The 20,955-nt window shown below is 69.9% G+C and carries 21 protein-coding genes and 4 tRNA genes; 18 read left to right on the plus strand and 7 right to left on the minus strand.

The window, feature by feature from the left end; translation table 11 throughout:
* Nucleotides 1–56 precede the first annotated feature (56 nt).
* Nucleotides 57–1,079: a hypothetical protein gene (locus ACFW0G_RS00365; RefSeq protein WP_378322410.1), complete on the minus strand. Its 1,023-nt coding sequence runs from the start codon at nt 1,077–1,079 to the stop codon at nt 57–59.
* A 526-nt stretch (nt 1,080–1,605) separates the two neighbouring features.
* Between ACFW0G_RS00365 and ACFW0G_RS00370 the strand changes: the two genes are divergently transcribed.
* The 7 genes from ACFW0G_RS00370 (at nt 1,606) to ACFW0G_RS00400 (ending at nt 6,130) form a co-directional block, all read left to right on the plus strand.
* Complete coding sequence (locus ACFW0G_RS00370) at nt 1,606–2,598, plus strand: hypothetical protein (RefSeq protein WP_378322411.1); 993 nt, start codon at nt 1,606–1,608, stop codon at nt 2,596–2,598.
* Nucleotides 2,591–3,592, plus strand: coding sequence for a DNA methyltransferase (locus tag ACFW0G_RS00375; protein WP_378322413.1), 1,002 nt, complete (start codon nt 2,591–2,593; stop codon nt 3,590–3,592). Before ACFW0G_RS00370 ends, ACFW0G_RS00375 begins: the two co-directional genes overlap by 8 nt.
* A gap of 74 nt (nt 3,593–3,666) precedes the next feature.
* A complete protein-coding gene (locus ACFW0G_RS00380) occupies nt 3,667–4,134 on the plus strand; it encodes an XF1762 family protein (RefSeq protein WP_378322414.1) in 468 nt (155 codons plus the stop codon).
* Complete coding sequence (locus ACFW0G_RS00385) at nt 4,131–4,289, plus strand: hypothetical protein (protein WP_378322415.1); 159 nt, start codon at nt 4,131–4,133, stop codon at nt 4,287–4,289. The genes ACFW0G_RS00380 and ACFW0G_RS00385 overlap by 4 nt, the downstream gene beginning before the upstream one ends.
* On the plus strand, nt 4,286–4,612 hold the full coding sequence (locus tag ACFW0G_RS00390) for a helix-turn-helix domain-containing protein (RefSeq protein ID WP_378322416.1): 327 nt from the start codon (nt 4,286–4,288) through the stop codon (nt 4,610–4,612). Before ACFW0G_RS00385 ends, ACFW0G_RS00390 begins: the two co-directional genes overlap by 4 nt.
* A gap of 92 nt (nt 4,613–4,704) precedes the next feature.
* Entirely contained in the window at nt 4,705–5,298 is a 594-nt protein-coding gene (locus ACFW0G_RS00395) for a hypothetical protein (protein WP_378322417.1), read from the plus strand.
* Nucleotides 5,282–6,130, plus strand: coding sequence for an integrase (locus ACFW0G_RS00400; RefSeq protein ID WP_378322418.1), 849 nt, complete (start codon nt 5,282–5,284; stop codon nt 6,128–6,130). The genes ACFW0G_RS00395 and ACFW0G_RS00400 overlap by 17 nt, the downstream gene beginning before the upstream one ends.
* On the opposite strand, the gene ACFW0G_RS00405 is transcribed toward ACFW0G_RS00400, so the two are convergent.
* The 4 genes from ACFW0G_RS00405 to ACFW0G_RS00420 all read right to left on the minus strand — a co-directional run bounded on the left by ACFW0G_RS00405 (nt 6,101) and on the right by ACFW0G_RS00420 (nt 6,907).
* Nucleotides 6,101–6,175: transfer RNA gene (locus ACFW0G_RS00405), tRNA-Val, on the minus strand. The two genes, ACFW0G_RS00400 and ACFW0G_RS00405, sit on opposite strands and share 30 nt — an antisense overlap.
* A 1-nt stretch (nt 6,176) precedes the next feature.
* A tRNA-Cys gene (locus tag ACFW0G_RS00410) sits at nt 6,177–6,247 on the minus strand.
* A gap of 23 nt (nt 6,248–6,270) precedes the next feature.
* Nucleotides 6,271–6,343 (minus strand) — tRNA-Gly (locus ACFW0G_RS00415).
* 138 nt (nt 6,344–6,481) lie between these two features.
* Nucleotides 6,482–6,907, minus strand: coding sequence for an SsgA family sporulation/cell division regulator (locus ACFW0G_RS00420; RefSeq protein ID WP_005159130.1), 426 nt, complete (start codon nt 6,905–6,907; stop codon nt 6,482–6,484).
* A gap of 385 nt (nt 6,908–7,292) precedes the next feature.
* On the opposite strand from ACFW0G_RS00420, the gene ACFW0G_RS00425 reads away from it, so the two are divergent.
* The 5 genes from ACFW0G_RS00425 (at nt 7,293) to ACFW0G_RS00445 (ending at nt 13,104) form a co-directional block, all read left to right on the plus strand.
* Nucleotides 7,293–7,364: transfer RNA gene (locus ACFW0G_RS00425), tRNA-Val, on the plus strand.
* 732 nt (nt 7,365–8,096) lie between these two features.
* The gene (locus ACFW0G_RS00430; protein WP_378322419.1) at nt 8,097–9,629 is read left to right on the plus strand and encodes a sugar transferase; all 1,533 of its coding nucleotides are present in this window, start codon (nt 8,097–8,099) and stop codon (nt 9,627–9,629) included.
* A 161-nt stretch (nt 9,630–9,790) separates the two neighbouring features.
* A complete protein-coding gene (locus ACFW0G_RS00435) occupies nt 9,791–10,396 on the plus strand; it encodes a malonic semialdehyde reductase (RefSeq protein ID WP_378322420.1) in 606 nt (201 codons plus the stop codon).
* Nucleotides 10,397–10,510: 114 nt separating this feature from the next.
* On the plus strand, nt 10,511–12,571 hold the full coding sequence (gene thrS, locus ACFW0G_RS00440) for a threonine--tRNA ligase (protein WP_378322421.1): 2,061 nt from the start codon (nt 10,511–10,513) through the stop codon (nt 12,569–12,571).
* Nucleotides 12,568–13,104: an HIT family protein gene (locus ACFW0G_RS00445; RefSeq protein ID WP_378322422.1), complete on the plus strand. Its 537-nt coding sequence runs from the start codon at nt 12,568–12,570 to the stop codon at nt 13,102–13,104. The genes thrS and ACFW0G_RS00445 overlap by 4 nt, the downstream gene beginning before the upstream one ends.
* Nucleotides 13,105–13,520: 416 nt before the next feature.
* Here ACFW0G_RS00445 and ACFW0G_RS00450 read toward each other — a convergent pair whose 3' ends face one another.
* The gene (locus tag ACFW0G_RS00450; RefSeq protein WP_378322423.1) at nt 13,521–14,069 is read right to left on the minus strand and encodes a YceI family protein; all 549 of its coding nucleotides are present in this window, start codon (nt 14,067–14,069) and stop codon (nt 13,521–13,523) included.
* Nucleotides 14,070–14,183: 114 nt separating this feature from the next.
* Here ACFW0G_RS00450 and ACFW0G_RS00455 point away from each other — a divergent pair, with 114 nt between their 5' ends.
* The 6 genes from ACFW0G_RS00455 to ACFW0G_RS00480 all read left to right on the plus strand — a co-directional run bounded on the left by ACFW0G_RS00455 (nt 14,184) and on the right by ACFW0G_RS00480 (nt 18,697).
* On the plus strand, nt 14,184–14,714 hold the full coding sequence (locus ACFW0G_RS00455) for a MarR family winged helix-turn-helix transcriptional regulator (protein WP_378322424.1): 531 nt from the start codon (nt 14,184–14,186) through the stop codon (nt 14,712–14,714).
* Nucleotides 14,715–14,813: 99 nt separating this feature from the next.
* A complete protein-coding gene (pgsA, locus tag ACFW0G_RS00460; protein ID WP_378322425.1) occupies nt 14,814–15,485 on the plus strand; it encodes a phosphatidylinositol phosphate synthase in 672 nt (223 codons plus the stop codon).
* The gene (locus ACFW0G_RS00465; RefSeq protein WP_378322426.1) at nt 15,482–16,393 is read left to right on the plus strand and encodes a phosphatidylinositol mannoside acyltransferase; all 912 of its coding nucleotides are present in this window, start codon (nt 15,482–15,484) and stop codon (nt 16,391–16,393) included. Before pgsA ends, ACFW0G_RS00465 begins: the two co-directional genes overlap by 4 nt.
* Nucleotides 16,394–16,418: 25 nt before the next feature.
* Nucleotides 16,419–17,564 (plus strand): glycosyltransferase family 4 protein, encoded by a 1,146-nt coding sequence (locus ACFW0G_RS00470; protein WP_378322741.1) that lies wholly within the window; start codon nt 16,419–16,421, stop codon nt 17,562–17,564.
* Entirely contained in the window at nt 17,561–18,043 is a 483-nt protein-coding gene (locus ACFW0G_RS00475; RefSeq protein WP_378322428.1) for an NUDIX hydrolase, read from the plus strand. The genes ACFW0G_RS00470 and ACFW0G_RS00475 overlap by 4 nt, the downstream gene beginning before the upstream one ends.
* Before the next feature lie 144 nt (nt 18,044–18,187).
* Nucleotides 18,188–18,697 (plus strand): XdhC family protein, encoded by a 510-nt coding sequence (locus ACFW0G_RS00480; protein ID WP_378322429.1) that lies wholly within the window; start codon nt 18,188–18,190, stop codon nt 18,695–18,697.
* 10 nt (nt 18,698–18,707) lie between these two features.
* Here ACFW0G_RS00480 and ACFW0G_RS00485 read toward each other — a convergent pair whose 3' ends face one another.
* Entirely contained in the window at nt 18,708–20,816 is a 2,109-nt protein-coding gene (locus ACFW0G_RS00485; RefSeq protein WP_378322430.1) for an elongation factor G-like protein EF-G2, read from the minus strand.
* Nucleotides 20,817–20,955 lie beyond the last annotated feature (139 nt).

Raw genomic sequence — 20,955 nt, forward strand, 5'->3', positions numbered from 1 at the left:
CTCTGGCGCGGGGGACGGTGGTGGTGCGCTGGCGTGCGGGTGGTGGGGGTGGGGTGTCAGGCGCATCGGCGCACCTCCGAAGTCGGCTCCTGCGCGGCGGTACGCGGAGAGCCGGCTGAGGTCTCCCCGCACCCCAAGAAGCCGGATTTCGGGTCGTTTTTCGACACCAAGCGTGAAGACTTCTTCGCCGTGGCCGGGCGGCCGTTGCGCAGACGGCCACTCACCGCGCGTGACTTCCCTGGCCGCTCGTCGACCGGAGCGTCGGCGGCGCGGGCGTGCAGGGACGACAGGGCGGCCTCGGCGACCGGGTCCTCGAAACCGGACTCGGACGCCTGCTCGCGCAGCCACGCGACGAGTCGGTCCTCGGCCCGATCGCGCGCCTTGAACGCGGTCTTGAGCGCCGTGCCGTGGCGCTGCGCCCATTCGGTCATCGACTCCCCGCCCAGACGCGTGGCCGAGATCAGCTCCGCCTCGCGATGGGTGAGAATCTGTGCACCGACCGCCCGCGCGAGCACCAGGTCCGGGTGCCCATACGGCGGCCGCGGCGCCGCCGAGCGATACCCCGTGCCCGCGGGCAATGGCGCATCGAGCGACTCCTCCAACGCCGCCTGCCCGGCCCGGCGCGCCGCGAAATGCAGCCGGGCGATGATGCCCGGATCCGTCAGATCCACGGTCGCCAACGCGTGCACGAATCCGGCGAGCACGGCCGCGTGGACATCCGCACGATCGCGCGGATAGCGCGCCGCCAGCCACCGGGCACTCGAGGCCAGCGACGGCAGCGCCATCCCGACGCAGACCACCGTCCAGGCACCCCCGTGCGCGCGGGATCGCAGCACCAGATGCGCCCACACGTCGTCTTGGGTGCGGGGCGGGCATTGCTTGCTCATCACCCGATCCCGCAACTCATCCAACGGCACCCGCCGCCGCGGCAACCCAGCGAACCGAGCCCCCTGCACCGCCATCGGCTCCGGGCCGGCGACCAGCCAGCTGAAGGCGTCGCGCGCCGTGTCCAACGGCAGCCATTCGTGGCCGTCGCAACCACGCCGGAGAGACGTCGAAACAGTGTCGTCGTTCGTCATCACTGTGCTCCTGTTCGAGTCACCGGAAACCGACCCCGTAAGGAAGCCGGAACGGCGACAAGAAAAGGACAAGAAAAGAACAATGATGATCTTCTTAGTAGGCGCATGCCGCTACTAAAAAACCGACTGTAAGGATTCAGTTCGATCACTGTGAGGTCGCCGGGTGACGACCTGTCCGGCTGGCCTTTAGTAGCCTTCGAGCTGGTCATTTAAGTGCTTCTTAGTGGCAGAGGCGGGCGGTCTCGCGTGGTGGGCGGCCGTCGGGCCGCGAAAATTCTTGAAGTCAGATGCTCGACGGTGTTTTGCGGTGCCGCCGAGACGGCGCGGGCGACTGGCCTCGGTGCTGCGACTATTTCGGCAGAGGAGAGCCGAGGCTGGACGTGTCTACTGTTTGTCGTGGGCATTTCCGGCTGCTTTCGGTGCGCGCGTCAGAAAGTTTGGGTCTTGGTGTCGAAAAACGGCCCGGAAACCGGCTTCTTGGGGTGACTTGGCAGACCACGCCGACCACCCGCGAGGAAGGCCACCGATGACTTCAGCACCTCAGCGCGAGCCGGGACGCCGCTCCCACCGGCCACGCCACTGCCCTCCGTCTGCCCCGGCGCGCACTGGGCTCGGCCGGCATCGCGCACCGTCCCCGGCGCATGCCGCCGGACGTCGCGGCGCGGCGCGCCCGGCCGCGTTGTGGCTCTGCGGCGACGCGGAACCACTGCCCGGCACCGCACTGCTGGCGGCCTGGCTCGGCCGCACGATCCTCACCCTCGTCACCACCTACACCCGCCCCGGCGACCGAGTCCTCCTCCTCACTCCACCACCCTCCCCGCGACAGTCGCCGCAGCGGCCCGGGCGGGCACCCGGCGGCGACCCGTACGCCGGACTCGCCGAGGCCGTCTGGACTATCACCCGGCTCGGCCGCAGCACCGACACCGCGACCGCCGCACCCGCACCGGACCACCTCCACGACCGGACCGACTCCGTCGGTCACACCGGAGCACAGTCCGGGTCGCGACCCCGACCCGACCGACTCCGACTGCACACCCCGACCGACCCGAACCCCGACTCAGCGCACCACCCCGACCGCACCGCGAGCCGCCCCGGCCGCGGGTTCGATCTGGTCATCACCACGGTCGACCCGCACGCCACCGACTGGCTCGCCCGCACCGACTGGGACACGATCCTCACCCCACCCGGCCTCGCCGCCGTCATCACACACAGTGAAACCCGCGCCGGACGGCTTCTCGACCCCCAGCCCGCCATCACGGACACATTCCGTCACCGCGGTCTCCGGTGCCTCGACCACATCGCCGTGCTGGACACTGCCCCGCCGCCCCGCCCGACGATCGCAGCGGACGCCGCACCGCGCAACACCCTCGCCCCGGCGCACGGACGGCCGCCGCGAGAGAGCGCCGCCGCGGTGTGGCCGGTGCGCCGAGTGCATCACGACCTCGTTCTGTTCGGACGCCTGGCCGTCCCGCTGTCACGAAGCACTCCGTCGAACCGAGGGGAGACCTCGGATGTCTGAACGCCCCGACTACGCGGGCCAGCAGCCGACAGGGGAGTCGCCAGATGGCCCGGTCCTGACCTCGGTGTGGCCGACCGGCACGGCCGGCGCGCACGCGCAGCTGACCGAACGCGGCTACCACGCCGCCACACGAACCGACCCAGCGCTGATGCCCCCGGCCGTCGCCGAACACGCCATCACAGCGCTCACCCGGCCCGGCGACATCGTGCTCGACCCGGACTGCGGGGCCGGCACCACGATCGTCGAAGCGCTGCGTGCCGGGCGGCACGCGATCGGGCTGACCGGGCAGCGCCGGTGGTGGCGCCTGGCTCGCACCAACGTCACCGCTACCAAAGCCCGCGGCGCGTTCGTCGACGGCATGGTCCTCGTCCTCGACCGCCGCACCGGCACCGCCGCCGCAGCCGAAACCGCCGGGCTGGCCGGACGCGTCGATCTGCTGCTGACCTCCCTGCGCTCGCCCGGTCCGCACGGCGATGCCACCGGCGCGCTCGACCGCCTCCAGACACTGCTGACCGCCTACCGGCCGCTGCTTCGTCCCGGTGGGCACGTCGTGATCACGAGCGCACCGCACCGGCACCCCGTCCGGCACGACCTGCTCGACATCCCGAGTCAGATCGCGGCTGTGGGCAGTGCCGCCGGGCTGGCGCCGGTCGTCCGCTGTCTCGCTCTCACTGCCGGGCTCTGGCGGCGCCGCGTGTACAGCCACGCCACCCTCGCCCAACGGCGCGCCGCGACCCACGCGCAACGCGTGCTCGGCCACCCGGTCGCGCTGCCGACTTACCACACCGCGCTGGTGTTCCGGGTCGATCCCGATGCCGTGGATCCGGCACTGGCCCTGCCGATCCCGCCACTGCTGGTGCCGCCCCGACGGCACCACCGCACGCATCGCAAGTTCTACGCCTCGCGGGCCCAGGCAGCTCTCCTTCCTGTGGAAGCAGCGCGGCTCGTAGACCGGCCCGAGTACGTCGCGCCTGCTGCTTCGCGAGCGGCCTGACTGCGGGGGAACCCATGGATTACCCAGGCCCTGATCGGCCGGAAAGAGTCGGGGCGGAGATCAGATTGGTGGTCGTGCCGGTGACGTTCCGGGAGGCGTGTGCGTTCATCGCTGGTCACCACCGGCATCATCGGCCGCCGCGGGGGATGAAGTTCGCTGTCGGTGTTCGTGGGCACGACGGTCTCGTTGGTGTCGCGACGGTTGGGCGCCCGGTCGCTCGGCATCTGGACGACGGCGTCACCGCTGAGGTGACGCGCACGTGCACGCTCGGTGCGCGAAACGCGAACTCGATGTTGTACGGGGCCGCATGGCGGGCCGCGAAGGCGATGGGGTATCGACGGCTGGTTACCTACACCCAGGTTGGCGAGAGCGGCGCGAGTCTTCGTGCGGCCGGGTTCGTCATGGTTGCCGAGCTTCGCGCGCGTCCTGGATGGACGACGCCGTGCCGGCCGCGTACGTCGCGCGGTGTCGACGGTGTCGGCCGGATGCGGTGGGAGATCCGCGCCGCTCAAGCACCAACCCGCGATCGGGTGGTCGAGTGACCGTGCGGCGGAATTCCTTGCCTGCCAGCTGTTTCAGCTGGTACAGCTGGCGCACAGCCGACCACCAGCCCGTGCTCAGCTGTTTCGCTCACCCGCGGCTCGTGGAAATCGTCAGCGAGGTGCTGCTGCGCAAGACCGACGGAGACGAGCTGTGAGTGAGAACGCATCCGGTCCCGATCGTTCCGATGTGGACCGTGAGGAACTTGGTGTGGCGCTCGCGGAGGCGATCCGGGAGCTCGCGTACGCGGTGCGGCTGCTGGCGAAGCACGCGCCGAGGGACCCCGACACCTTGCTCACCGCCGAGCAGGTAGGTGAGTTGTTCGGGTTGTCTCCTCGGACTCTGAAGGACCGCGCTGCAGCGGGAGCCTTGCCGCACCGCAGGTTCGGCAAGCACTACCGGTTCAGCCGTGGGGACGTCGCCGAGATCGTCCGGATCACCGGATGCGCTCAGCAATCCCGCGGGGGCCGGGCAGCGTGACGGGTGGTCGGCAGTACGCCCTGGAATCCGCTGGGGCGATTCAGCCGGAAGAGAGGTATGTGATGGCGTACGGCCAACCGACCGATGGAGCGATGCCGGGGTGGCGTGCCCGGTACAAGCGTCCCGATGGGACGTGGGGGAGCAGGGCCGGGTTCAACTCGGAGAAGGCCGCCGAGGCGTGGGGTGCGGAGCAGGAGGCGCTGATCCGGCGCAATCTGTGGCTGGATCCGCGCGAGGCGGAAACCCCGTTCGGGGAGTTCATCGAGGAGTATCTCGACGCGGTCGAGCCCAGGCTGCAGCCGGCGACCATGGCGAAGTACCGGTCGCTGACCGACAATCACCTGCTGCCGCAGTGGGAGAGCTGGCCGCTGGCGGGGATCTTCAACAGCTATGTGGAGATCCAGAAGTGGGTCTCCGAACTGCACGAGGACTACGAGGATTCGACGGTCGCGTCGATCTTCGCGTTGTTCTCGACGTACCTGCAGGCGGCGGTGAAGGCTCGGAAGATTCCCGCGAACCCGTGCCAGGGTGTCCGGGTCACCTCAGGTGAGTTCGAGATCGAGCATCTGGTGGCCACGCCGGTGCAGGCGCTGCGCGCGTCGATGCGGCTCTACGAGAGCGGCCTCGGGCTCACCGGATTCGTGTTGGGCCTGCTCGACTTCTACACCGGTGGCCGGTGGGAGTGAGCTGGTCGGACAGCAGCGGCACGAGTACGACGCCGAGCAGCGTGCCATCGCGATCTGTGCGCCGTTGAAGGAAGTCGGTGGCCGTCTCTACAAGGGCGGGCGCCGCATCGACATCGCCGGGGCCTGCGACACCGGTGCCGGTGCGGGGGCGCGTCCGGGGCCGGCGCGTCCGGCGACGCCGCGGCGTCGGAAGGCGAAGAAGAAGGGCCGTACCAAGACGCCGGCTGGAACCCGGTCGGTCGAGCTGCCGCCGAGTATCGCGGTGTTCTACGAGGAGCTGATGGACAGTCACCGGTACCCGTTCGTGTTCTCGACTCCCGAGGGGAATCCGCTGCGGCGGTCGAACTTCCGGGCCCGGTTCTGGCGACCGGTATGGGACGGCACTCAGACGGGCATGGTGGTCCCGCCCATCCGGCCGGGGCTGACGTTCCACGAAGGACGGCACAGTCACTCGACGTGGCTGGCCGAAGACGGGATCCCTGAGGTGGCCCGTCGTGCCCGGCTCGGCCAGAAGATGAAGGGCATGGGCCGGATCTACGACCACGTGACGCCGGAGATGCGCCACCAGATCCTGCAGGCACTCGAAACCCGCTGGTGCTCGTCGGTGACGGCCTTGCTGCCCAACGAGCGGACAGCCAGTTCCGCTTCGAAGGGCGACCTCGCTGTGAAGGGTGACCACGCTGGTTCAGGCACCGACCGCACCGTGGGGGTCCGGGGGGCTCGGCCCCCCGGGTCAGCACGCACCACGAGCACGGGAAAGGGGCGCCCCGAAGGGGACGCCCCTGAACAGCACAAACCCGAGTGGTGCGCGATACTGGGATTGAACCAGTGACCTCTTCCGTGTCAGGGAAGCGCTCTCCCGCTGAGCTAATCGCGCGAGGTGGAGACGGGATTCGAACCCGTGTACACGGCTTTGCAGGCCGTTGCCTCGCCTCTCGGCCACTCCACCGTGCAAGGCTCGCGAGCCTTCCGAGCGGACGACGGGATTCGAACCCGCGACCCTCACCTTGGCAAGGTGATGCGCTACCAGCTGCGCTACGTCCGCACTTCCGCGGATCCGGACTTCCGGCTCAAGACCCTCGGCCTTGTTCCCTGCCCCGTCTCCGTGGTGTGTAAGTACATTATCGGACCCGGAAAACCCGCCCGACACCGGGGTGTCATCTCGCCGTCGCGGGCCGGTTGATCAGGCCAGATCGTTCGGGATGAGGTGGGTGAGCGCGTCGTCGACGTCGACCCACAGGTGCTCGTTGCCCGGCAGCACGACGTCGTAGGTGCGGTCGAGGAAGTCGGCGAGCTCCTGGGCCGACGCCTCGAACATGGCGTGCCCGGAGGGGGAGTTGAGCTCGATGAGCACGGACTCGGGATCCTCGACCGAGGGACGGATGCGGACGTCCCCGTCACCCGCGTCGGCGAGCAGGCCGTCCGCGAGGAGGTCGCGCGCGTAGACCCACTCGACCCAGCCTGCCCGGCCGGTGCGGAAGGCGGCCACGACCGCGTAGGGGTCGCGGGTGTCGTAGCGAAGCTCCACCTTCACCGGAACCGCGGGAGTCCGCGGCGCCAGCAGGTCGAAGACCGCCGTCGAGCGGAGGGTCACGTGATCGTTGCGCATCGTCCTACCTTTCGTCTCCCTTCCCGGCCCGGCCGACCGAGGACGATGATGAGACGCGCCAGGAGGCCGATTCGATCGCGGGTTCTCCGGAGATCACCCGTCTGGGGTCATCGGCCCCTGTGGCGCTCGTCAACGTCCACGACGCGCAGCCTTCGCGTGCGCCTGCGGGCAGGCCACACGTACATACTGCGCGGTTTAGCCGCCGTGCGATAGCACCGTCGCACGGACGCCGATCGGCGCGTCGGGCGGCCCCGAGCCCGGATGACCTCCGTTAGCTCGGGGTTGTTCGCTCCGTACCTGCGGTTATGCGGAGGGTGGTCGCTTTGAACCACCCGTTTGCAGGCCCCCAAAAGTCGTGTTGTAGAGTCTGTTTCACACCGCGAGGGGGCGATTAGCTCAGCGGGAGAGCGCTTCGTTCACACCGAAGAGGTCACTGGTTCGATCCCAGTATCGCCCACCCCCACAAAGGCCCTGGACCTGCGAGTCCAGGGCCTTTGTCGTTTCTGCGGCCACCATGCCTCGTCCGGGTTTCCTGCCCTCGACGGCTCTTCCGGCCCCGGCGCCGGGGGCGCGCCCTTCCTGCCGGGCGTACGGCCTGGAGCGGGTGATGTGATCCTGCGCACTCCTTCTCCCCGGGTGCGGTCCAGACCACTGAGAGCGCCCCTCCGTCGCCGTGGCGGCGGTCACGCCGGGTCGCGTCCGTATCGCGGGAGGTGGCTCGCCGGGGCGGGGTGGATCTGTGACGAAAAGGTGTCGTGGTGACAGGTTTCCGGAAAGTGTCACCGGACGGTTACCGGCTACCTTCCGCGCGCCGCGGCGTTCCATTGTGGACGGCCGGGAACTCGATCGTCCACAATGGAAGGTCGAGGGGCGGGTCGCGGCGCGTGGTCGGTTAGTCTCTCGCATTGTGGTCGCGGTGAATTTTCCTGCTACTTTCAGTAGTTATCGGCGGGGATACGTCTTACTCCGAGTTGTCATCATCCCGTTATATTGACGCCATTCTTTCGCCGGGACGACCCTGGGGATGTGGCAGAAAATCCTTGTAACGAAGCGTCGAGAGGCGCCGATACCTTGGCGAGCGTCGCTCGTTGGGCGCCCGGACGGGATGAGTGCCGATTACCCGGCGCAATCATTCTCGTTCACGCAGAGTGCTGACGGAGACCCTATTTCCCTGGTTCCGGGAGGTCTGATGGAAGAGTCGGTGCGGCCTTCGTCCACAGTTCGGACACCGCCGCCGCACATCGACCTCCAGGCTGTTCCGCGTCCGGCGGAAGAGATGGCACAGCCCGCCGATGTGCTCGAACCCGGCACGGCGCCGCTGTCGAGAACAATGCCCGCGGCATGGGAAAGACGGTACTGGGCCTGGGTGGTCGGCAGTGACGTTTTCGCGGTCGCGCTGGTGATCGCCGTGAGTGCCTACATCATCGATCGGGTCGCCCCGCACGACATGCACGCGTTCGGCACCGCCGCCGCCGTCCTGTGCTCGCTGCCGCTGAGCCGCGCGTGGAGCCAGCGGGTGCTCGGCGAGGGGGCGGAGGAGTACCGGACGCTCGGGCGCGGCCTCATCCTCGCCGCGGTCGTCGTCGCCTTCGGCGGTCTGCTGTTCGGCGCGCTGGAAGTACAGCCGTGGGTGTTCATCGTGGTGCCGGCGATCGCGCTCGTCGCCTTCCCGCAGCGGTACGTGCTGCGCCAGGTGCTGCACCGGCGCCGCCGCCACGGCCGCTGTCTCCTGCCGGTGATGGCCGCGGGGAGCGCGGACACGGTCGCCGACCTGATCGAGCGCACCCGTAAGGAGGCGCACGTCGGCTGGCGGGTCGAGGCGGCGTGCACGTCCGGCACCGGCGCGGAGCGTGACAGCGGGGAGATCGAAGGTGTCCCCGTGGTCGGCAAGCTCGACGAGCTGGCGCGGCACGTCCGCCGCGGCGGTTACCGCGTCGTCGCGATCACCGCGGACCAGTACTGGAGCCCGCGACGGCTGCAGCAGCTGGCCTGGGATCTGGAAGGCACCTCGGCCGAGATGGTCGTCGCTCCGGTGCTGATGGAGGTCGCCGGCCCCCGGCTCAACGTCTCCGGTGTGCTCGGCATGCCGTTGCTGCGGGTCGCGGCGCCGAGCTTCAGCGGCGGACGCCGGGTGGTGAAGGAGATCGTCGATCGCTGTGGTTCGGCCTTCCTGCTGACGCTGCTTCTCCCGCTGCTGCTCGTGATCGCGGTCGCGGTCAAGCTCGGTGACCGTGGCCCGGTGATCTACCGTCAGCGCCGGGTCGGCCGCGACGGCGCGACGTTCACGATGCTCAAGTTCCGCACCATGGTCACCGACGCCGACCGGATCCGCGCGGCGCTCGAAGCCGACAACGAGGGCGCCGGGCCGTTGTTCAAGATGCGCCGGGACCCGAGGGTGACGCGGGTGGGCGCGATCCTGCGGCGCTACTCGCTCGACGAGCTGCCCCAGCTGATCAACGTGCTCACCGGCCGGATGTCGCTCGTCGGCCCGCGCCCGCCGCTGCCGGAGGAGACGGAGAAGTACGCGCCGGACGCGCGGCGCCGTCTGCTGGTGAAGCCGGGGCTCACCGGGCTCTGGCAGGTGAGCGGCCGCAGCGATCTCACCTGGGCCGAGAGCATCCGGCTGGACCTGCGCTACGTCGAGGACTGGTCGCTGGCACTGGACCTGGTGATCCTCTGGAAGACCTTCCGCGCCGTGGTGTTCGGCCAGGGAGCCTACTGACGCCACGCCTCGTTTTCCCCACGCGGCCGCCGTTTCCCGACCGGGACGGCGGCCGTCGTCGTTTCCGGTTGTGATCCACCGCATATCCGGCCGCGCGGGAAATAGTGAAACGCTCAACTATGTTGGTCATGGCAGACCGGCGAGTGAAAGGAACCAGCCCCATGACCACCACCGAGACCGCCCTCCAGCTGCCTGCCGACGTCCAGGACCTGCTGTTCCGCCAGGCGCGCACGGCGAACAGCTTCAGCGACGAGCAGGTCACCGACGAGCAGCTCCGCGCGATCTACGAACTCATCAAGTGGGCGCCGACGTCGATGAACACCCAGCCGCTGCGGGCGCTCGTCATCCGTACCGACGAAGCGAAGCAGCGTCTGCTGCCCCTGATGTCCGAGGGCAACCGTGCCAAGACCGAGGCCGCCCCGCTGACCGTCGTGCTGGCCGCCGACGTCGACTTCCACGAGAACCTGCCCCAGCTGTTCCCGCACTTTCCCGGCGCCAAGGACGTCTTCAGCGAGGAGCCGGGCAGGGTCGAGGTCGCGAAGCTGAACACCTCGCTGCAGATCGGCTACTTCATCATCGGCGTGCGCGCCGCCGGGCTGGCCGCCGGCCCGATGACCGGTTTCGACGCCGAGGGCGTGGACAAGGAGTTCTTCGCCGACCGGCCGTGGAAGTCGCTCGTCGTGGTGAACATCGGCAAGCCGGGCGAGAACCCGTGGTTCGACCGCCTGCCGCGGCTGGCCTTCGACGAGGTCGTCGAGTCGCTCTGACCTGCGTGTTGTCCCTCGCGTAATGCGGATGAGGCCGGGCACCGGCGGCAGATAACATGACGGAGATGTCAACAGCAGTTGGCATCTCCGTCATCCGTCTCCGAGGAGCCGACCGTGTCCCAGCAGCCCCCAGTTTCCGTCGTACCCGCCGCGCGCGTGGTGGTACCGGCGGGCACTACGGCCGGGGCCGCGGTCCGCGAAGCGGGATTGCCGACCAAGGGGCCGGACACCGTCGTCGTGGTGCGCGACGCCGAGGGCAAGCTGCGGGACCTTTCCTGGGCGCCGGAAGCCGGCGCCGAGGTCGAGCCGGTCGCGGCGAGCACCGAGGACGGCCGCAGCGTCATCCGCCACTCGGCGGCGCATGTGCTCGCCCAGGCGGTGCAGCAGCAGTTCCCGGACGCCAAGCTCGGCATCGGGCCGCCGGTGAAGGACGGGTTCTACTACGACTTCGCCGTGGACACCCCGTTCACCCCGGAGGACCTGCAGGCGCTGGAAAAGCGCATGAAGCAGATCGTCAAGGGCGCCCAGCAGTTCTCCCGCCGCGTGTTCGACTCCGTCGACGAGGCGAAGAAGGAGCTCGCCGACGAGCCGTTCAAGCTCGAGCTCGTCGACCTCAAGTCCGAAGTGGACACTTCCGAGGTGATGGAGGTCGGCGAGGGTGAGCTGACCATCTACGACAACCTCGACCCGCGCACCAAGGAGAAGGTCTGGGGCGACCTGTGCCGCGGCCCGCACGTGCCGACCACGAAGTTCATCCCGGCGTTCAAGCTGACCAGGGTCGCCGCGGCGTACTGGCGGGGGAGCGAGAAGAACCCGCAGCTGCAACGGATCTACGGCACCGCGTGGGAGTCGGCCGAGGCGCAGGACGCCTACCTGGAGCGGCTCGCCGAGGCAGAGCGGCGTGACCACCGCAAGCTCGGCGCGGAGCTGGACCTGTTCTCGTTCCCGGACGAGATCGGCTCCGGGCTCGCCGTGTTCCACCCCAAGGGCGGCATCATCCGCCAGGAGCTGGAGGACTACTCGCGGCGCCGCCACGTCGAGGCGGGCTACGAGTTCGTCTACTCGCCGCACATCACCAAGGGCACGCTCTTCGAGACCTCGGGGCACCTGGACTGGTATCGCGACGGCATGTACCCGGCGATGCACCTGGACGCCGAACTGGACGACGAGGGCAACGTCCGCAAGCCCGGCCAGGACTACTACCTCAAGCCGATGAACTGCCCGTTCCACGACCTGATCTTCCGCTCGCGCGGCCGGTCGTACCGGGAACTCCCGCTGCGGATGTTCGAGTTCGGCTCGGTGTACCGCTACGAGAAGTCCGGTGTGGTGCACGGGCTGACTCGCGTTCGCGGTATGACGCAGGACGACGCGCACATCTTCTGCACCCCCGAGCAGGTGCCCGGTGAGCTGAAGTCGTTGCTGGACTTCGTGCTGAACCTGTTGCGCGACTACGGTCTCGACGACTTTTACCTGGAGCTGTCGACCCGCAACGACGAGAAGTACGTCGGCACCGACGAGATGTGGGCCGAGGCGACCGAGGTGCTGCGGGTGGCCGCCGAGGACTCCGGGCTGGAGCTGGTGCCGGATCCGGGCGGCGCGGCGTTCTACGGCCCGAAGATCTCCGTGCAGGCCAAGGACGCGCTGGGCCGCACCTGGCAGATGTCGACCATCCAGCTGGACTTCAACCTTCCCAAGCTGTTCGAGCTGGAGTACACCGCGGCCGACGGCTCGCGGCAGCAGCCGGTGATGATCCACCGCGCGTTGTTCGGCTCGATCGAGCGGTTCTTCGGGGTGCTCACCGAGCATTACGCCGGTGCGTTCCCGGCGTGGCTTTCGCCGGTGCAGGTGGTCGGCATCCCGATCACCGCCGATCAGGTGGAGCACCTGCAGGGTGTGGAGAAGGCGTTGCGCGCCAAGGGAATCCGCGCGCAGGTCGACGCGAGTGACGACCGGATGCAGAAGAAGATCCGCACCCACACCACGCAGAAGGTGCCCTTCATGCTGCTGGCCGGGGCGAAGGATGTGGAGGCGGGCGCGGTCTCGTTCCGGTTCCGTGACGGTACCCAGGTCAACGGCGTGCCCGTCGCTGACGCGGTCGAGGCGGTCGCCGGCTGGATTGCCCGCCGGGAGAACAGTTCGCCCTCGGCCGAGGCGCTGGAGACGATCCTTCGGTGAGTGCGGCGGAAGGTCCCGATCTCGTCGAGCAGGACGGGATCGGGGTCCCGGACGCCTTGCAGCGGCTGTGGACCCCGCATCGGCTCGCCTACGTCCAAAGTGGAGTGAAGGCGGACGAGGGCTGTCCATTCTGCACACTGCCGGCGAAGGATGACGAGACCGCGCTGATCCTGGCGCGCGGGGAACTGGTGTACGCGGTGCTGAACCTGTATCCGTACAACCCCGGTCATCTCATGGTGGTGCCCTACCGGCACATCCCGGACTACACGGACCTGACGCCGGAGGAGACGCGCGAGTTCGCGGAGTTCACCCAGCACGCGATGCGCGTCGTGCGCGCGGTTTCCGCCGCGCACGGGTTCAACATCGGGATGAACCAGGGCGTCGTCGCCGGGGCCGGGATCGCCGCGCACCTGCATCAGCACGTCGTGCCGCGCTGGGGCGGGGATTCGAACTTCATGCCGGTGGTGGGTCACACGAAGGTGCTGCCACAGCTACTCGGCCAAACCCGGAAGCTCCTCGCCGACGCCTGGTAGGCCCTGGCTCAAGCGCCCCAATGTGGCGTTCGGTGCGTTGGACGCACCCAATGCCACATTGGGGTTTCTCGGGAGGTGCGGGGGGTGCGGTTTTGCTGGTGGGCGCTTTCCGGGAGCTTGGTGAGGTGGTGAAGGGGTCCTTCACGGCCTGCGGTGGGTCCGGGGATGTGTTGCGAACGCTCCGTTCGGGACGTTCATCGTCGGCAACGGAGCGTTCGCGACATCGGGCGAGGGGTGTCGGCTCGTGCGCGGGAAGTCCGAGGGACGCCCTGGGTGCGTCCACCGCACCCAGGGACGCCCTTGTCGCACCCCCAGCCAGCGCACCGAAGGCGTCCTACAACACAACCGGCAACACTCAGGGCCCCAGAACCCTTAGCGAGAAAACCTCATGGGGCGCTCGGACGCGGGGGCCGGGCTCAGCCCTGGAGGTAGGCCTGCAGCTCGATGTCGATCTTGACCTTCTCGGACAGGAAGGCGTTGCCCTCCGGGCCGATGCCGAAGTCGCGGCGGTTCACCGTCGCGCTGGCGGACACGCCGAGCGTGGTCGCGTTGTTGTTGGCCGGGTTGACGCCGATGCCGTTGAACTCCGCCTCGAGCGTCACCGGGACGGTCTTGCCGCGCCAGGTCAGCTCACCGTCGAGGAGGTAGTCGTCGCCGCCCTCGGCGCGGATCCCGGTCGAGGTGAAGGTGATGGTCGGGTGCTCGGCGACGTGGAAGAAGTCCTCCGCCTTGAGGTGCTCGTCGCGGCCGTCGACGCCGCTGGCCACCGAGGCGGCGTCGATCTCGACAGTCACCGACGACCCGAGGATGTCGTCCGCGGTCACGACGGTGCCGGTGAACGCGGTGAAGTTGCCGCGCGACTTCGCCAGGCCCAGGTGCTTGACGGTGTAGGCGATGTTCGAGTGCGCGGTGTCGATCGTCCACTTGCCGGCGACGTAGCCGGGGATCTCCGTGGTGGCGGTCATCAAGTCTCCAGTGGTTCTACGTGGTGGGTCCAGGTTCGCGCCCATCTGGTTGAGCGCTCAATCGAAGTGTAGCGCTACCTAGTTGAGTCCTCAACTAGAGGTACTATGGGAGCCATGTCCGAAACTCGATGGCTCACGGCGGGGGAGCAGAAGGTCTGGCGCGAATTCGGTCAGGCGATCGCGATGCTCCAGGCGCATCTGGAAGGCCAGCTGCAGCACGACTCGGGCATGCCCTATACCTACTACGAGGTTCTCGTCGCGTTGTCCGAGGCCCCCGGCCGCAGGCTGCGGATGAGCGAACTCGCCGACAAGCGACGTTCGTCACGCAGCAGGTTGTCCCACGCCGTGTCCCGGCTGGAGGCGAACGGCTGGGTCCGCCGGGAGTCCTGCCCGACCGACAAGCGGGGGGCGTGGGCGGTGCTGACGAAGGAAGGCTTCGCCGCGCTCGCGGAGGCGGCGCCCGGACACGTCGATGCCGTCCGCGAGAGCGTCTTCGACCCGCTGACCGAGGAACAAGTGGCCGCGCTGGGCGAGATCAGCGCCGCGATCCGGCGGCAGCTTTCGCCGCGGTGCGCGGCGGCCGTCGCGGCCGAGGAGGCCGCCGAGTACGCGGGCGAGGTCGTCGAGCTGCCGAAATCCAGCTGACCCCGGCGGGTCGGGGGCGGGTACGCGGGCGTCGCCGGGTGGTGTCGATAGGCTTCGCACGCCCACCCGAACCGGCAGCCAGGTGCAACCAGAGAACCGATGCTCAACATCTTCGCGCGTACGTCCGTTTCCCGCGTCACCGATCCGATCGGCCAGGCGCTGGTCAGGGCTGGGCTGACCCCGAACGTCATGACCGTCGTGGGCACCGCGTGCGCGATGGTGTCCGCGCTGGTGTTCTTCCCGAACGGCATGCTGCTGTGGGGCACGTTCACGGTGTGGGGCTTCGCCATGCTGGACCTGCTCGACGGCGCGATGGCCAGGGCCCGTGGCTACGGGACGCCGTTCGGCGCGGTGCTGGACGCGACCTGCGACAGGCTGGTCGACGGGGCGCTGTTCGCGGCGATCGCCTGGTGGTGCTTCGTCCGCGCGGGGAACGAGCGGGCCGCGGCCGCCGCGTTGATCTGCCTCGTCCTCGCCCAGGTCATTTCGTACGTCAAGGCCCGTGCGGAGGCGTCGGGGCTCGAGGCCGACGGCGGCCTGGTCGAACGGGCCGAGCGGCTGATCATCGCCCTGGTCGGCACCGGGCTGCAGGGCTTCGGCGTGCCGTACGCGGTCGAGGTGTCGCTGTGGCTGCTCGCCGTGCTGTCGGTGGTGACCCTGCTGCAACGGGCCGCGGCGGTGGCCGCGGCCGCGCGGGCGGCGCGGCCCGGTGACGCGCGGCCCGGTGACGCGCGGCCCGGTGACGCGCGGCCAGGAGGGGCGCGACCATGACGACGCTGTCCGAGCGGTTGAGCGCGTTCGGCTACCTGACGGCCTGGCGGCTGGCGGGCTGGATGCCGCGTTCCTTCGGCTCGGCGGTGTTCTCGCTCGGCGCGGATCTGGCGGTGCGGCGCGACGGCGGCGGCGTCCGGCAGCTGCGGCGCAATCTCCAGCGGGTGGTGCCCCAGGCGGACGGCAAGGAACTCGACGAGCTGACGCGCCGGGCGATGCGGTCGTACGCGCGCTACTGGTTCGAGACGTTCCGGATGCCTTCGACGGACCAGGCCGAGATCCGCGGAAAGGTCATCGCCACCGGCGCGGAGAACATCGACGCCGCGCTCGCCGAGGGCAACGGCGCGGTGATCGCCTTGCCGCACACGGGAAACTGGGACGCCGCCGGGGTCTGGCTCGCCGGGCACACCGGCGGGTTCACCACGGTCGTGGAGCGGCTCAAACCCGAGTCGCTGTACCGCAGGTTCGTGGCCTACCGCGAGTCCCTCGGCTTCGAGATCGTGCCGCTGACCGGGGACAGCTCCAGCATGCGGGTCCTGCTGAGCCGGTTGCGCGAGAACAAGGTCGTCTGCCTGGTCGGGGACAGGGATCTCTCCGGCAGCGGTGTCCCGGTGAAGTTCTTCGGCGAGCAGGCGCGGCTGCCGATGGGCCCGGCCCGGCTCGCCGCGACCACGGGCGCGGCGCTCATCCCGGCCGGGTGCTGGTTCACCGAGGACGGCTGGGAGGTGCGGATGCACCCGCGCATCCGGGTCACCAACCGGGCCGAGGTACCCGCGGCGACCCAGGCGCTGGCGGACATCTTCGCCGCCGACATCGCCGCGCACCCGGCGGACTGGCACATGCTCCAGAAGTTCTGGCCCGCCGACCTCGAAGCCGCCGAACAGCTCAGTGCCAGCGAAGCGAGCTGACGTGGACTCCCCGCCGGCACACGTGATGAACATCGGCATCGTGTGCCCGTACTCCTTCGACGTACCCGGTGGCGTGCAGGGGCACGTGCTCGACCTCGCGAAGGCGCTGATCGCGCGTGGCCACCGGGTGTCGGTGCTCGCGCCCGCCGACGAGGACGCCGTCCTGCCGGAGTTCGTCTGTCCCGCCGGGAAGGCGCTCGGTATCCCGTACAACGGGTCGGTCGCGCGGCTGCAGTTCGGCCCGGTGTCCTACGCGCGCGTGCGGCGCTGGCTGCGCGAGAACGATTTCGATGTGCTGCATCTGCACGAGCCCGCGGCGCCCAGCCTTTCGCTGCTGGCGCTGATGGTCGCCGACGGGCCGATCGTCGCCACCTTCCACACGGCCACCCCGCGCTCCCGCACCCTTTCCGCGTTCCAGCCGGTGCTGCGGCCGCTGCTGGAGAAGATCACCGCGCGGATCGCCGTCTCCGCCCTCGCCCGTCGGGTCCAGGTGGAGCACGCTGGCGGGGACGCGGTGGAGATCCCCAACGGCGTCGACGCCGGTTTCTTCGCCCGCGCGACCCCGCTGGACGGCTATCCGCGGGCCGGTGGGACGGTCGGGTTCGTCGGCCGGTTCACCGAGCCACGCAAGGGAATGGGCGTGCTGCTGGCGGCGTCGCGGATGCTGCTGGACGAGTTCGAGGACCTGCGGCTGCTCGTCGTCGGCCGCGGTGATCCCGACGAACTGCGCCGGGAGGCGGGGCCCGAGCTGGCGCCGCACATCGAGCTGCTGGGACAGGCCGACGACGAGACGAAGGCCCGCGCGCTGCGCAGTGTCGACGTCTACTGCGCGCCGAACACCGGGGGCGAGAGCTTCGGCATGATTCTCACCGAAGCGATGGCCGCGGGGACGCCGGTGCTCGCCAGCGGCCTCGACTCGTTCCGCCGGGTGCTCGACGACGGAAAGGCCGGGATGCTCGTCGAAACCGGAGACGCCGCCGCGCTCGCGGGCGGACTGCGGGAGCTGCTCGGCGACCCGGCCCGCCGGGCCTCGCTCGCGGCCGCGGCGGGGGAGCGGGTCGCGATGTACGACTGGCCGGTGGTCGTCACCCAGGTGCTGAGGGTCTACGAGACCGCCGTCGCGGCCGACCCTCGCCGGGTCGGCGCCACGGATCGGGAGCCCGCGCGGTGACAGTGCTGGGCTGGCTGCTGCCCGCGGTGGCGGCGATCGTCGTACTGGGCGGGCTGTTCCTGCTCGCGACCGCGAACCGGCTCGACCGGCTGCACATCCGGACCGACGCGGGCTGGGCGGCGCTCGACGCCGCGTTGGCCCGCCGGGCGGTGGTCGCCCGCGCGGCCGCCGCCGTCCTCGGTGAGGACGATCTGCGTACCGCGGCCGAACGCGCCGAATCGGCGGCGCGGCCGGACCGGGAGGCCGAGGAGAACGAGCTGACACTGCGGCTCGCGCGGGTCGACCGGGTCCGCCTCCCCGCCGCGCTGGCCGGGGAACTGACCGACGCCGAACACCGTGTCGTCATCGCCCGCCGCGTCCACAACGACGCCGTCCGCGACACGTTGACCCTGCGCCGCCGCCGTAAGGTCCGCTACTTCGGCCTCGCCGGCACCGCGCCGCTCCCCGAATACTTCGAAATCGCCGAACCCGACCTCTGAACACGCGAGATCTCCGTCTGATCACGCGAGAACGCGATCCGATCACGCGAGGTCTCCGAATCGGGTCCGGCGGCGTCACGTGTGCAGGCGGAGATTTCCCGTGTCTGGATGGAGATCTCGCGTGATCGGGCGGAGACTGAGCGCATGACTGGAGCGGAGGCGTGCGAAGTCGCGCATGGGAAGGCCGAAGCGGAGCACGAGAGGCGGACGCTCGTCGCGGTGTTCGCCTCGCCGGTGGCGCGCTATCTGCTCGCGTACGGTCGCGACGTCGGCTATGACGTCGTGCTGTTCGAGCCCGACGCGGCCCGCGCGACCGATGTGCCGGAGGATTTCGAGACGAGCACGACGTTGCCCGAACTCGACGACACCGCCGACGTCGTCGTCACCGACCACCACCGCCCCGAGCTGGGCCCGGCGCTCCAGACGGCGTTGACCGGCCGGGCCCGCTGGATCGGGGTGCTCGGCAACCCCCGGCATCCCGGCCCGCACGTGGCCGCGCTGAAGGCACTCGGCGTGCCGGAGCCGGCCATCGCTCGGGTGCACCGGCCGGTCGGGCTCAACATCGGGTCCCGCACCCCGCCGGAGATCGCGATCGCGACGATCGCCGGGCTGATCGCCGACCGGACCGGACGCCCCGGCGGGTTCGCGTTCTAGGGGTCGCGTGCTACCGGGCGGCGACTCCTTCCGGCATCGGCTCGAACCGGGCGTGGCGCCGGGTGAACGTCGCCGTGCCCGAGGTCATCGAGCGCAGGTCGATCAGGTACCGCAGGAGCTCCGCCGCGGGCACCTCGGCCCTGATCATCGTGCGGCCGCCCTGGCCGGACTCCGTCCCGAGCACCCGCCCGCGCCGGGACGAGAGATCGCCGAGCACCGTCCCGAGGTGGTCGTCCGGGAGGTGGATGGCGACCTCCTCCAGCGGTTCGAGCAGCGTGACGTGCCCGGCGGCGGCCGCCTCGCGCAGGGCGAGGGCACCCGCGGTCTGGAACGCGGCGTCGGAGGAGTCGACGCTGTGCGCCTTGCCGTCGACGAGCGTGACCCGCACGTCGATGACCGGATGCCCGTCGACGAGCCCGCGCTGCAGCTGGGCCCGCACGCCCTTCTCCACGCTCGGGATGAACTGGTGCGGCACCGCGCCGCCGACGACCTTGTCGACGAACTCGAACCCGCCGCCGCGCGGCAGCGGTTCGACTTCGATGTCGCACACCGCGAACTGCCCGTGCCCGCCGGACTGCTTCACGTGCCTGCCGTGTCCTTTGGCGGGTTTCGCGAACGTCGAGCGCAGGCTGATCTTCACCGGTTCGGTGTCGACGTCGGCACCGCCCGCCCGCAGCCGCGAGAGCACGACGTCGGCGTGTGCCTCGCCCATGCACCACAGCACCAGCTGATTGGTCTCGGCGTTGCGGTCCAGCCGCAGGGTCGGATCACCCGCGACGAGCCGGGAAAGGTTGCGTGCCAACGTGTCCTCGTCGCTGCGGGTCTTAGCCACGACGGCGACCGGCAGCAGGGGTTCCGGCATCGCCCACGGCCGCATCAGCAGGGGTTCCTCCGGATACGACACGGTGTCGCCGGTTTCCGCCGAGCCGACCTTGGTCAGCGCGCAGAGATCGCCCGCGACGCAGTACGGGACCTCGCGCAGGTTCGCGCCCAGCGGCGAATAGAGGTGCGCGACGCGTTCGTCGGCGTCGTGGTCCTCGTGGCCGCGTTCGGCGAGCCCGTGCCCCGAGACGTGTACCGGCCGTTCCGGGCGCAGGGTCCCGGAAAACACCCGCACCAGTGACACCCGGCCGACGTAGGAATCGACCGCGGTCCGCACAACCTCGGCGGCCAGCGGCCCGTCGGGGTCGGCCTTCAGGTCGGTGTGCGGCGCGCCGTCGGGCGAGGTGACGTCGGGCGGCGTGTGCTCCAGCGGCGAGGGGAAGGCGCGGACGACCCCGTCGAGGATCTCGGCCAGCCCGACGCCGGTCTGCGAGCACACCGGGATCACCGGATGGAAGGTACCCCGTGCCACCGCGGTCTCCAGATCGGCGATGAGCGTGTCCTCGGCGATCTCCTCGCCGGCGAGGTACCGGTCCATCAGGGTCTCGTCCTCGCTCTCGGCGATGACGCCTTCGATCAGCTCGTTGCGTGCCTGCTCCATCCTGGCGAGGTCGGCCGGGTCGGGCTCGGCCACGCGCGGTGGGTGACCCGCCGAGTAGTCGAAGTACCGTTGCGTGATCAGGCCGACGAGCCCGTCGCCCGCGGGCAGGTAGAGCGGGAGCACCCCCGCCCCGAACGCCGCCTGGCAGGCGGCGATCTCGGCCGCCGGGTCGGCGCGGTGGTGGTCGAGCCGGGAGACGACGACGGCGCGGGGCATCCCGACGGCGGCGCACTCCTCCCACACCGCGACCGTGGCCGCGTCGACGCCTTCCGCCGCGCACACCACGAACAAGGCGGCGTCGGCCGCGCGGAGCCCGGCGCGCAGTTCCCCGACGAAGTCCGCGTAGCCCGGGGTGTCGATCAGGTTGATCTTGTACCCGTTGTGCAGCACCGGGGCCACGGCCAGCCCGACCGAACGTTGCTGGCGTACCGCGGCGGGGTCGTGATCGCACACGGTGGTGCCCTCCACGACGGAACCGGCCCGAGGCACGGTGCCGGACGCGGCGAGCAGCGCTTCGGTCAGCGTGGTCTTCCCGGAACCGGAGGGCCCGACGAGCACGACGTTGCGGACCTTCGCGGGGTCGTCCACAGCGACGGCGGCCCCGGGATCGGAGTTCCTGCTCTGCTTTTCGGCCATGGCGGCCTCCTCACCGGACGGCTCTGGAACCAGCTGTGTCCCCGATCACACACCCGTGGCCCTGGTCCCGGCAAGGTGAGGGCGCCGGGACCAGCCGAATGGCCAGCTTTCGCGCTATGCTCACGGCTGCTCGCGGAGC

It is taken from the genome of Amycolatopsis sp. NPDC058986 (genome assembly GCF_042741125.1).
GTDB lineage: Bacteria > Actinomycetota > Actinomycetes > Mycobacteriales > Pseudonocardiaceae > Amycolatopsis.

Coding starts and splice junctions, on each gene's coding strand:
- ACFW0G_RS00435 (WP_378322420.1), top strand. CDS start 9,791: ATGACCACCACCGAGACCGCCCTCCAGCTGCCTGCCGACGTCCAGGAC.
- ACFW0G_RS00470 (WP_378322741.1), top strand. CDS start 16,419: ATGAACATCGGCATCGTGTGCCCGTACTCCTTCGACGTACCCGGTGGC.
- ACFW0G_RS00375 (WP_378322413.1), top strand. CDS start 2,591: ATGTCTGAACGCCCCGACTACGCGGGCCAGCAGCCGACAGGGGAGTCG.
- pgsA (WP_378322425.1), top strand. CDS start 14,814: ATGCTCAACATCTTCGCGCGTACGTCCGTTTCCCGCGTCACCGATCCG.
- ACFW0G_RS00465 (WP_378322426.1), top strand. CDS start 15,482: ATGACGACGCTGTCCGAGCGGTTGAGCGCGTTCGGCTACCTGACGGCC.
- ACFW0G_RS00370 (WP_378322411.1), top strand. CDS start 1,606: ATGACTTCAGCACCTCAGCGCGAGCCGGGACGCCGCTCCCACCGGCCA.
- ACFW0G_RS00365 (WP_378322410.1), bottom strand. CDS start 1,079: ATGACGAACGACGACACTGTTTCGACGTCTCTCCGGCGTGGTTGCGAC.
- ACFW0G_RS00420 (WP_005159130.1), bottom strand. CDS start 6,907: ATGCGCAACGATCACGTGACCCTCCGCTCGACGGCGGTCTTCGACCTG.
- ACFW0G_RS00395 (WP_378322417.1), top strand. CDS start 4,705: ATGCCGGGGTGGCGTGCCCGGTACAAGCGTCCCGATGGGACGTGGGGG.
- ACFW0G_RS00485 (WP_378322430.1), bottom strand. CDS start 20,816: ATGGCCGAAAAGCAGAGCAGGAACTCCGATCCCGGGGCCGCCGTCGCT.
- ACFW0G_RS00450 (WP_378322423.1), bottom strand. CDS start 14,069: ATGACCGCCACCACGGAGATCCCCGGCTACGTCGCCGGCAAGTGGACG.
- ACFW0G_RS00430 (WP_378322419.1), top strand. CDS start 8,097: ATGGAAGAGTCGGTGCGGCCTTCGTCCACAGTTCGGACACCGCCGCCG.
- ACFW0G_RS00480 (WP_378322429.1), top strand. CDS start 18,188: ATGACTGGAGCGGAGGCGTGCGAAGTCGCGCATGGGAAGGCCGAAGCG.
- ACFW0G_RS00455 (WP_378322424.1), top strand. CDS start 14,184: ATGTCCGAAACTCGATGGCTCACGGCGGGGGAGCAGAAGGTCTGGCGC.